Consider the following 567-nt stretch of genomic DNA (forward strand, 5'->3'; position numbering starts at 1 on the left):
CGGCCAGCCCCTCGACCACCCCGACCACCGCGACCGGGGCACCTAACGTGACCGTCAGGAAGATCGGCAGGATCGGGTAGAGCAGCTCACTCGCGCAGTCTTGCAGGAAACTCACCCCGGACAGCACCTTCAGGTTCCGACTGAACCAGCCAGACCCACCCGCCACTCCCGGATGAGGACTGTCAGCCGCCGCAACCGTCGAAGAACGCACCTTGCCAGCCTGCCCGATTCGCCCAGACCGCGAAGGCGGACCCCGGTGCCTTCCCACCACGAGGCCGAACCGTCCGGGGGGCGACGGCCCTCCGGACGCCCCCGGAGCACCTACCTTGGTGGACCGCCCCGTCGCGGTAGCCGGTCGTCCCGATGCGGCCAGCAATGCGCGTCTACGCGATCATTGGACGATCATCGTTCCCTCGGCGGCGAACACCTCCAGCGCCGACCGCTCCCAGACGTCCAGGCCGCCCGGCCTGTCTATCGAGCGACCTGACCCGGTTTGTGCCCTGCATCATCGAACGAATCGCCGCGCGCTAACCGGCCTCAACCGACGCCGCAGGCGGACCGGGGTCC

1 pseudogene is annotated in these 567 nt (G+C 69.1%); it reads right to left on the reverse strand.

The features are described from left to right. Positions 1-166 (reverse strand): annotated as a pseudogene (locus U9980_RS28840) (MFS transporter); the annotation flags it as partial. Positions 167-567: the final 401 nt, after the last annotated feature.

This window comes from Protofrankia sp. Cr1 (assembly GCF_963555865.1).
Classification (GTDB): domain Bacteria; phylum Actinomycetota; class Actinomycetes; order Frankiales; family Frankiaceae; genus Protofrankia.